Genomic DNA, 10,623 nt, shown 5'->3' on the forward strand with positions numbered 1-10,623 from the left:
TTGCATACACCGCTACATTCGCATATATATCACATCGACACCCCACTTTCCCGTGTCCGTGCGTATATTTGCAACTTTTTGAGGAAACCTGATTAACTTAATATGTGGAATAAGATAGCGACTTGCATTATCCGCTACCGGCTTTTGTGGGTTGCATTAGTGTTAGTATCAACGGTCTTTATGGCCTACGAAGCAAGTAAGATTGAACTCTCCTACAATTTTGCAAGGATATTGCCATCCAATGACCCTGTTGAAAAAGAATATCAGGATTTCAGGAAGCTATTTGGCGAAGATGGCAGCGTGATGGTGATCGGCTGGCAGGACCCGCAACTTTTTGAAATCAATAAATTTCGCGATTGGTGCAAACTCTCGCAGCAAATCAGGGAGACAGAAGGAATCAAGAATGTGCTCTCGCTGGCTAATGTTTACAAAATCGTCCGCAACGACAGCCTCACGCAGTTTGACTTCGCGCCTGTAATCCGGCAAGTGCCTTCTACCCAGGTGGAAGCGGACAGCATTAAAAAGGAAATTCTTAATTTACCCATATATGAAGGGCTTATCCTCAACAGCAAAACCAACGCAACGCTGATCGTCGTCACCTTCAATGACAAGGACCTGAACTCAAAACGTCGCCTTTCGATCGTAGGCGACATTGAAGCAATGGCTGAACAATTCGCCATCAAATACAGCACCGACCTCCACTATTCGGGAATGCCGTATATCAGGACAATCAATATGAAGAAAATATCCAGCGAAATGGAGCTTTTCATGGGACTGGCCGTATTCGTGACGTTACTGATCCTGTGGGCATTTTTCAGGTCACTTAGACTCACATTGCTATCTATTGTCGTTGTTTTGATCGGGGTCATATTTTCGGTCGGGATACTTCATTTGTTTAATTATAAAATCACCGCCCTTACCGGTCTGCTACCTCCGCTGTTGATTGTCATCGGCGTTCCAAACTGCGTTTTTCTGATCAACAAATATCAGACCGAGCTGCGATCGCATAATGATAAAGATGAAGCATTGCTGGAAATGATCCGCCAGATAGGCTTGTCTACGTTCCTGGCCAATATGACCACGGCCATTGGTTTTGGGGTTTTCTATTTCACCAATAGCATTTTGCTAGTAGAATTTGGGGTTGTTGCCGCGATCAGTGTCATGGCAACCTATGTGATTTGCCTCATCCTGCTTCCGATCACATTACATTATATGGCAGTGCCCAAGGCGCGGCATTTGAAACACCTGGAAGGAAAATGGGCGACCGGCTTTCTGAGAAAAGTCAATTATCTAGTGCATTACAAGCGCAAAGAAATATACATGGCCATGGTCGTCATGATCATTGTCTCCGCTTATGGAATGACCAAAATCAAAACCATCGGTTATGTAGTTGACGACCTTCCGAAAAAGGATGTGGTTTACACCGACTTGCGGTTTTTTGAAAAGAACTTCCACGGCGTGTTACCTTTTGAGGTGATGATCAATACCAAGCAACCCAATGGCATATTTGCTGACCAAGCCGAGGCATTGTATAAAATAAAGGCCTTTCAGAACGAAATGGCTAAGTTTCCTGAATTCTCCAAACCGGTATCAGTGGTAGAAGCTTCGAGGTTCCTCTACCAGGCTTATCGCGGCGGAGATGCCAAATATTATGCATTGCCAGGCGTGTTGGAGTTAAATAAACTGACCAATTACGTTCAGGGACAACAAGGCGCCGCAAAGCAGATGAATTCCTTCCTGAATGCTGACAAAAGCGTAACGCGTGTCAGTTTTCAAATGGCAGATGTCGGTTCAGTGCGCATTAAGCAGTTAATGCAGCAGATCAGGCCGAAAGTGGATTCGATTTTCAGTCCTGCAAAATACAAAGTGAGCCTTACCGGCCACAGTCTGGTGTTCCTGAAAAGCAATGATTACCTGCTAAGCAATTTGTACGAAAGTCTGTTAATTGCCATCGGTCTCATTGCCATTGTCGGCATGGTACTTTTCCGTTCTGTTCCAATTATTTTACTTTCCAAACTCCCCTGCCTTATCCCGCTTGCATTGACGGCCGGTATCATGGGTTATTTTGGAATCTATTTCAAACCGACCACCATTCTGATTTTCAGTATCACATTCGGCATTGCATCCGATGGTACGGTGTATTTTCTGACCCGTTACCGCGAAGAACTCTATAAGAATGGTTTAACACCTTCGAATGCAGTCACTCAATCCATATTCGGAACCGGGCTGAGCATGATTTACACCGCTGTGATCCTTTTTTGCGGGTTTATCATATTTTCTGCGTCAAGTTTTGGGGGTACGGCTGCAATGGGTGTGATGGTCTCCATTACCTTGCTGGTGGCAATGTGTACCAACCTGATCCTTCTGCCTGCTTTGCTTTTGTCAATCGCCAAACGCCAGGGTAAGGATGTGAAACCGACTTGAGTGCACACCAGACAATGCTAATCTGATCGATAAACAGGGTGCGGAGTAGCACTTGATTTGAAATACAAAAAAAAATGCCGGCTGACTATCAACCGGCATTTTTTGGCTTATTTTATCATTCTATTTTCTCAAAACTCTGATCCATCCACTCTTCCGGAATGTCGTCGAGTGCCTGTTTTAATTTATCGGCCCAGATATCTGAAATCTGTTCCAGATCCTTCTTTTCGTATCGGTGCTCAACGATCTTAAAGCTGTCTTTTTTGTAAAGAACCACATCGATCGGAAAATCCACGTCATTATTACTCACTCTTGTTGAATCGAAAGACAGGAAACCAGCTTTCAAAGCCTGCTTCATGGTCGATTTTTCATTCAGTACCCTGTTCAAAATAGCCTTTCCCTGGCCTGAATTCCCAATGATTACGTAAGGAGAACCCTCGTCGAGCTCCACCCAGTTGCCTTCCGAATAGAGCAAAAACAGCTTGTGTTCCGCATCGTCCTTCAACTGCCCGCCTACGATTGTGTTCAGGTTAAATTTCAAACCAGCGCGTTCAAGCGAAGCCCTGTCTTCCTCTGCAACCCGCTTGATCTGCTCACCAAAGGCATTGACGGCCTTGTAAAGCTTGTTGTAAACGACGCCTTCGCTGATCAGGTCTTCAAAATAGTGTACCGCCTTATCCCGCACGGACCGCAGCCCGCTAGTCATGATAAAAAGAGAATAATTATCTTTTTGGGTCACATACATTTTCTTTTTTACAGTTGTATTCGTGCCAGCTGTAATGCGGGTGTCGGCCAATGCCACAAGCCCTTCTTTTACTTTTATTCCTAAGCAATAAGTCATTTTTCTTAATTTATATTTTGTCCCGCAACCGTGTTTTTCAATGTTCGATTTGACGGGACAAGTACTTAAACAGCCTCAAAAGTACCAAATTGAATAACGGATCGGTCAAAAAAGTCCGTTTTAATCATTATTTTTTTCAAATTGCAAAATAACATTGCCTGTCAATATGATTGAAACCGTACACCTTTTCCCACTACTGGACGCTAAACTGATCAAACTTTTACGATCACTTTCACCCGACGATTGGAACAGGCCTACCGTTGCGAAATTGTGGACTGTGAAAGATGTGGCCGCTCACCTGCTGGATGGAAACCTGCGTGCATTGTCGATGGTACGGGACGCGCACAGCACACCGCCGGATCGTGAAATCAACTCGTACGCTGATCTGGTGGGTTTTCTTAATCAATTGAATGCGGATTGGGTACATGCATCCAGGAGACTAAGCCCGCAAGTGTTGACAGATCTGCTGGAAACTACCGGAGCACAGTATTCTGAACTGATGCAAACGCAAGAAATGGACACCGACGCAATTTTCTCAGTGGCTTGGGCAGGCGAGCAAATTTCCAAAAACTGGTTTCACATTGCACGTGAGTACACCGAAAAATGGCATCACCAGCAACAGATCCGCGACGCCGTTGGTCAGCCAGGGATTATGACGCGGGAACTGTTTTCACCATTTATTGAGACATTACTCCGCGGGTTGCCGCATACCTATCGTAACACCAACGCATCTTTGGGAACCGGAATTCACATTCAAATTACATTGGAAGGATCCATGGACTGGTACCTGGTCCGACATCAGGATCGCTGGGAAATCGCGAAAGAATTTACAACCCAGCCGGTTGCAGGCATTCAACTGGATGCAGATACCGCGTGGAAGCTCTTCACCAAAGCATTGACGCCCGCTCAGGCGTCACAAACGGTTATTTTAACCGGGAATGAGGCCCTTGCTGCCGTTGCTTTAAACCTCATTGCTGTCATGGCCTAACCGTGATTGATGGTTGAAGTGACGCAGTTTAAAAATTTAACACTGTTAAAAATAAACCCCAATCGATCCAAACAGGCATCACTGAGGTATATGTTAACATGAAACGCTATTCCATACTACTCACACTATGCCTGATGCTTATGTGCTGCAAGAGCAATCCGGCGCCTGCGGGCCAAAGCAATAACGACGACACGCCCGGACTGAAATACCTCGCACTGGGAGATTCCTACACCATTGGAGAGAGCGTCACCATAGCCGAAAGATGGCCGGTCATACTGGCCAAGGACTTGACAAATGCAGGAAAATCAGTAAAGAATCCTGAGATTATCGCACTCACTGGCTGGACAACCCGCGACCTGCTCAACGCCCTGGAAAACCACAAACCGTCCAATCAGTATGACGTGGTTTCGCTGCTGATCGGCGTGAATAACCAGTATCGGGGGAGAGATATAGAAGAGTACCGGAAGGAATTTCGCGAACTGCTTTTAAAAAGTATCGGATATGCCAGCGGCGCAGCATCCAAAGTGTTTGTACTATCCATTCCCGACTGGGGCGTAACACCTTATGGTGCTGGTAACCGTGAAAAAATTGGCGCCGAGATTGACAATTTTAACAAAGTCGCAAAAGAAGAATGTGACAGGGAAAAAGTAGTTTTCATCAACATCACCGACATTTCCAGAAAAGCATTAAATGATCCGGCGATGCTCGCCGATGATAAGCTTCACTACTCCGGAAAAATGCATCAGTTATGGGTCAATGAGGCGCTGCCGAAAGTAAAGTCACTACTTTGAGATAACACTAAAAACCTTCCCGAGTGTTTCGGGAAGGTTTATGTACTATTATTCCAAAATTCTATAACCTTTATTACGCTTCCTGCAAAGCTTTCAGCCTGATTACCAGACCATTCATTTCCAGACTGGGACGGATTTGGCACGATAAGCGACTATTCATATCGGCATCAGGCAGTGTGTCCAACGTCGTCAGCTCAGTGTCATTGCATTCAGGAAGTTTGTCCGCTCCTGCTAGTACTTCTATATGGCAGGTGGCGCATAACCCCATACCGCCACAGGTCGCCATAATATCGTATTCGCAGGCTTTGAGGATTTCCATTAAATTGAAACCCATATCAACTGGCACTTCCAGGTCCTGGCGCTCGCCTTCGTTATTTTCTATCGTGATATTGATCATGGCTAAAATGCGTTAACACCGTTAACGGTTGTGTATTTGAAACTCAATTTCTGATCTGGATATACGTATTTAAATGCGCTCTGCATCATAATCGCCGCCTCGTGAAATCCGCAAAGGATCAGTTTCAGCTTTCCGGGATAGGTATTAATATCGCCAATGGCATAGATCCGCTCCACATTGGTAGAGTAGTCGACTGTATTGACGGTCACTGCGGATTTTTCAACGCCTAGCTTCCAGTCAGCGATCGGGCCGAGTTTTGGGCTGAGGCCAAAAAGTGGGATAAAGTGGTCGGTAGGAATGGTAGTGATGGATTTATCATTTCCCAAAATCGAAACCTCTTTCAAGACACCGTTTCCGCCCAGGCTGCTGACCTGTGATTGCAGTATGAGGTTGATTTTTCCTTTTTCAGCGAGTTCAAATACTTTTTCCGCAGAGTCGGGCGCCCCCCTGAATGTGTCTCCCCTGTGTACAAGCGTCACCCGTGAGGCAATGTCCGCAAGAAATATCGTCCAGTCAAGGGCAGAGTCGCCGCCGCCGGCAAGTACCACATGCTGATTTCGGAACTGTTGGGGCTTTTTCACCATATAATGTACACCCTTGCCTTCAAAATACTCAAGTCGTTCTACGGCTGGCTTCCGTGGCTCAAAACTACCCAGCCCGGCAGCGATCACGACTACTTTACAATGCACTGCGGTGCCTTCATTGGTAGTAACAATGTAGCTTTCATCCTCCTGTTTTTCAAGAGATTGAACGCGTTCGCCTAACGTAAATCCGGGTTTAAATTCCTCGATCTGGATCAAAAGATTTTTAACAAGGTCCTCGGCAATGATACCGGGAGCCCCTGGAATATCGTAGATGGGTTTTTGAGGATAAATTTCGGCAAGTTGTCCGCCCACTATGGGCAATGCGTCGATGAGGTGGCAACGCATTTTTAGTAATCCGGCTTCGAACACTGCGAAAAGGCCGACTGGTCCGGCGCCGATGATGCAAATATCTGTGGTAATCATATTAAAGTATGAATGAGAATTTTGGAAATTTTGATACTCCAAAAGTACTTCCCATTCATACCCTACGCCAATCACAATTGGTTATCCGTAATAACTATAAGTTATCATCATTTGTCGTCAGTGATCATGAACTGCATCATATCCCTTAAAATTTCAATGTTTACTTCCACCGTTCCTTCCATTTTAAGACGCTCGTCGTCGGCGTGGACATCTTTTCCTTCCCAAACGATTTTCAGGTTTTTGGCACGAATAGTAGTAAAATTAATTTCATGGCCTTTTTCCCCATTGATCTGGCTCAGCAGAAAGGATTCGAACTTCTTCCGATGTGCTTCCGAAATTAGCACGAGGTCCAGGTAGCCATCACCGGGATCCGCATCGGGCGCCAATACCAGGTTGGGTCCGAGAGAGCGAATGTTCATGACTTCCACCATAATATATTCGCCGGAATGGTCCACTCCATCGGCAATGATCTTACAGGGCCGGGCTTCATAATTTAATACGATATCGTATAGCACTGCCCTTGCCGCTTTTAATTTTTCCTCCACACTCTCCCCGATCTCATCCTCAATTTTGCTCATTACCTTCATCAGTCTTGGGAAAATCCCGTAGCCAAATGCTTCCAGAAAAAACAAACCGTCCCTGATTCCGTGAACCTTACCTATATCAAAAGTTTGTAAATGGTTGTGGTGCCATTTCACGACAATGTCCCGCGCTTCGCCTGAGATTTGCAGCGCGCCGGCAATGTTGTTAGCCGTACCATGAGGAAGCAATGCGAGCGGGTACTGCTTTTCTAGCAGTTTTCTTTTCATCAACGCCTTCGCCACTCTTCGGACTGTGCCATCGCCTCCGGCAATGATCAGAAAATCTGTTTGCTCATCAAATGCATCCCAGCCATCCTCTTTCACGGACGAATAGGCACATTCAAACCCTTCTTCCTCGATTAATTTAACAAGTTCTATTTTAGAAAAATCATTGTCCCCGGCAGTCGGGTTGTGCAAAAGGTTCGTTTTTTTCATACAGCGATGGTTAGGATATATGTGAATTTATAAAAAACATACCAGGCATAATTTTATTAGAATAACCGTAAAAACGATATACGTATGAAAATCCTGGTAACAAACGACGATGGAATTTATAGTCCCGGAATTGCTGCCTTGGCTAAAATTGCTTCAAGGTTCGGAGAGGTAAAAATTGTGGCACCTGATGTGGAACAGTCTTCCATGGGCCATGCCATCACAGCTTCCAGACCGCTTTCTTATAAAAAATCGCCTATCGATTTTAATGGTATAGATGCCTATCGCGTCAATGGGACACCTGCCGACTGCGTTGCGCTCGGTCAGCATTTGTGGGATAAACCTGATGTAGTACTTTCCGGAATTAACCTGGGGCCCAACTTGGGAAATGCCATGTGGCACTCCGGAACATTAGCAGCTGCCAAGCAAGCGGTACTTTTCGGTATCAAGGGCATTGCATTGAGCACTCCCACCGACATTGAACCCGATTTTGATGCATTGGACCCATTTGTAGAAAGAGCGTTAGACCTGCTTTTCAAAAATCCACATCTTAATCTTGTCAATGTCAATTTCCCGCACAATCCGCAGGGGGTGCGGTGGACCAGGCAGTCGGTGCGACTTTACGACAATAATATAGTCCCGGCGCTTGATCCAATGGGCAGAAAACATTACTGGTTTACCGTCATACCATTAGAACCGGCCGAGGAAGGTACCGACCGCTGGGCGATTGAAAATCACTTTGTTTCGATCACACCATTGCGCCTTGATCTGACGAATGAGGCCGAGCTGATCAAAGCACAACTAGCCTATCCTATCGTCTGATAATCACGTTCATTATCACGGAATCCTGCCCTTCAATTACTATTTTTAGGGGCAGGATTCTTTTTTATAAAGTCTTTGTAGCTGAATTAAGGGGTAGAATGGCCAAAAAAACGTCTTCTTTTCTGACAGACAATTTTAATCCATTCCTGAATCCGAGAAATTCTTTTTCTTCACTATGAAACAAACCAAAATAGGCAATTACCGCTGGGTTATTTGTGCTTTATTATTTTTTGCCACCACAATCAATTACATCGACAGACAGATTCTCGGATTACTGAAACCCACTCTTGAAACGGAATTCAACTGGACTGAAAGTGACTATGCCAACATTGTAATGGTTTTTGCGGGCTTCTACGCGCTGGGTTACATTGTTTTCGGAAACATTATTGACAAAATCGGCTCCAAACTGGGCTATTCTATATCCATTATTATTTGGAGCATTGCCGCCATTTTGCACGCATTGGTCAAAAGCACCTATGGATTCGGAGCAGTTCGCGCACTTTTAGGTCTGGGTGAGGCAGGTAACTTTCCTGCGGCAGTGAAAGCTACCGCTGAATGGTTTCCAAAACGTGAGCGTGCATTGGCAACCGGTATTTTCAACTCCGGTACCAGTATCGGGGCAGTCGCAGCCCCCATTTTAGTACCCTGGCTTTTAGGTGCTTACGGCTGGCGGGAGGCGTTTCTGATCACCGGCGCGCTGGGCTTTATCTGGTTGATATTCTGGTGGTTATTCTACGAAATCCCTTCCCGTCATAAAAAAGTAACGCCTGAGGAATACGAATACATCCACAGCGATAATGAAGTGGTGGCCGGAGAAGTCCAGAAACCGATCCATTGGACCAAACTTATACAACTTCGCCAGACGTGGGTTTTCATTGTAGGTAAATTCCTGACTGATCCGGTGTGGTGGTTTTTTCTATTCTGGCTACCCTCCTACTTTGCAACCACATTCGCATTAGATCTTAAAAAGCCTAGTCTGCATTTAGCAATCGTTTACACGGCTACCACATTCGGTAGCATTGGCGGCGGATATTTGTCTTCTTATTTAATCAAAATCGGCTGGGCACCATTGCGGGCAAGGAAAACCACATTGCTGATCGTGGCCTTTGCAGTGCTCCCGATCATTCTTGCGCAGTTTGCGACTAACATTTGGGTAGTTGTAGGGATCATTAGCATTGCCACCGCAGCCCACCAGGCTTGGAGTGCTAATATTTTCACTGTCGTATCTGATATTTTCCCAAAACGAGCGGTAAGTTCGGTGGTAGGCATCGGCGGAATGGCCGGTTCACTGGGTTCTACATTCTTCCCGTTGCTGGTTGGCGCGCTCTTGGATTACTATAAAGGAACAGGAAATATCGGCGCCGGGTACAATATTTTGTTCATGATCTGCGGATTGGCTTATTTTGTCGCCTGGGTGATCATTCATTTTTTGACCAAAAATATGAAACCGGTTGAAGAATCGTTAAGAGATTAAGTTTTAAAACTGACTGTTACACAGTTACCACAACGCTACTAATTTTGCAGAATTAATATATTGAAATGAAAAAGTACCGCTATCACTTCCTTTTTCTGGCCGTTTCCTTTACGCTGATCTATTGTAAGTCAAATAAACAAACCGCGTCGAAGGTACCTGCTGCCCAGGAAGTCGCCAAACAGGAAACTGCGGCGGAAACGCCAGGCAGATCGCCTTTTATTTCCCCCGAAAAGACCATCGCTAAAATGCAGATTGAAGATGGTTTTGAGGTAAAACTGGTGGCTTCCGAGCCGTTGGTAAGCTCGCCGGTGGCTATGCAGTTCGACGATAAAGCGAGAATGTGGGTCGTGGAAATGACCGGTTATATGCCTGACACCATCGGGACCGGCGAGGACATCCCCAATGGCAACATTGTAATCCTGGACGATAAGGACAAAGATGGCGTGTACGATAACCGAACGGTAATTATCGATTCACTGGTATTGCCGAGAGCCATTTGCCTGATCGAAAATGGCATACTGGTTGCCGAGCCTACCAACCTCTGGTTTTACGAGATCAAGAATGACAAAGCCGGAAAAAGAATGCTGGTGGATGATAAATATACCGAGGGAGGTAATGTCGAGCACCAGCCCAATGGCCTGCTGCGTGCAATGGATAACTGGATCTACAATGCCAAATCCGACAAACGTTATCGCAAAGTAGGTAGCAAATGGCTCATTGAGCATACGCATTTCAGAGGTCAATGGGGCATTTGCCAGGACAATTACGGACGACTTTACTACAATAATAATTCTCAAAATCTGCTGGGCGATTACTTTCCTGCTGGCTTAGGTGCCTCCAACAAAAACCAGAGAGGCGTTGCCGGTTAT

9 protein-coding genes and 1 pseudogene are annotated in these 10,623 nt (G+C 45.5%); 6 read left to right on the forward strand and 4 right to left on the reverse strand.

The genetic code is table 11. The features are described 5' to 3' along the window. Positions 1–102: 102 nt before the first annotated feature. Positions 103–2,424 (forward strand): MMPL family transporter, encoded by a 2,322-nt coding sequence (locus tag ABIO93_RS21770; RefSeq protein ID WP_348071571.1) that lies wholly within the window; start codon positions 103–105, stop codon positions 2,422–2,424. 115 nt (positions 2,425–2,539) lie between these two features. Here the strand turns inward: ABIO93_RS21770 and ABIO93_RS21775 are convergent, their stop codons facing one another. Beyond that, the gene (locus ABIO93_RS21775; RefSeq protein WP_348071573.1) at positions 2,540–3,262 is read right to left on the reverse strand and encodes a peptidase; all 723 of its coding nucleotides are present in this window, start codon (positions 3,260–3,262) and stop codon (positions 2,540–2,542) included. A gap of 166 nt (positions 3,263–3,428) precedes the next feature. On the opposite strand from ABIO93_RS21775, the gene ABIO93_RS21780 reads away from it, so the two are divergent. Beyond that, entirely contained in the window at positions 3,429–4,250 is an 822-nt protein-coding gene (locus ABIO93_RS21780; RefSeq protein WP_348071575.1) for a maleylpyruvate isomerase family mycothiol-dependent enzyme, read from the forward strand. A 98-nt stretch (positions 4,251–4,348) separates the two neighbouring features. Continuing rightward, positions 4,349–5,041 (forward strand): SGNH/GDSL hydrolase family protein, encoded by a 693-nt coding sequence (locus ABIO93_RS21785; RefSeq protein WP_348071577.1) that lies wholly within the window; start codon positions 4,349–4,351, stop codon positions 5,039–5,041. A 73-nt stretch (positions 5,042–5,114) separates the two neighbouring features. On the opposite strand, the gene ABIO93_RS21790 is transcribed toward ABIO93_RS21785, so the two are convergent. From ABIO93_RS21790 to ABIO93_RS21800, 3 genes are all read right to left on the reverse strand, one after another. Further along, entirely contained in the window at positions 5,115–5,438 is a 324-nt protein-coding gene (locus ABIO93_RS21790; protein ID WP_348071579.1) for a 2Fe-2S iron-sulfur cluster-binding protein, read from the reverse strand. Between the two features lie 2 nt (positions 5,439–5,440). Further along, positions 5,441–6,445, reverse strand: coding sequence for an NAD(P)/FAD-dependent oxidoreductase (locus ABIO93_RS21795; RefSeq protein WP_348071581.1), 1,005 nt, complete (start codon positions 6,443–6,445; stop codon positions 5,441–5,443). 107 nt (positions 6,446–6,552) lie between these two features. Further along, a complete protein-coding gene (locus ABIO93_RS21800) occupies positions 6,553–7,461 on the reverse strand; it encodes a diacylglycerol kinase family protein (protein WP_348071583.1) in 909 nt (302 codons plus the stop codon). A gap of 84 nt (positions 7,462–7,545) precedes the next feature. Between ABIO93_RS21800 and surE the strand changes: the two genes are divergently transcribed. From surE to ABIO93_RS21815, 3 genes and pseudogenes are all read left to right on the forward strand, one after another. Beyond that, positions 7,546–8,280 carry a 5'/3'-nucleotidase SurE gene (gene surE, locus ABIO93_RS21805; protein WP_348071585.1) on the forward strand — a complete coding sequence of 245 codons (735 nt, stop codon included), beginning with the start codon at positions 7,546–7,548 and terminating at the stop codon, positions 8,278–8,280. Positions 8,281–8,455: 175 nt separating this feature from the next. Continuing rightward, positions 8,456–9,754, forward strand: coding sequence for an MFS transporter (locus ABIO93_RS21810; RefSeq protein WP_348071587.1), 1,299 nt, complete (start codon positions 8,456–8,458; stop codon positions 9,752–9,754). Positions 9,755–9,819: 65 nt separating this feature from the next. After that, a pseudogene (locus ABIO93_RS21815) lies at positions 9,820–10,623 on the forward strand (dehydrogenase); the annotation flags it as partial.

Origin of the sequence: Dyadobacter sp. (assembly GCF_039919315.1) — a bacterium.
Taxonomy (GTDB): Bacteria; Bacteroidota; Bacteroidia; order Cytophagales; family Spirosomataceae; genus Dyadobacter.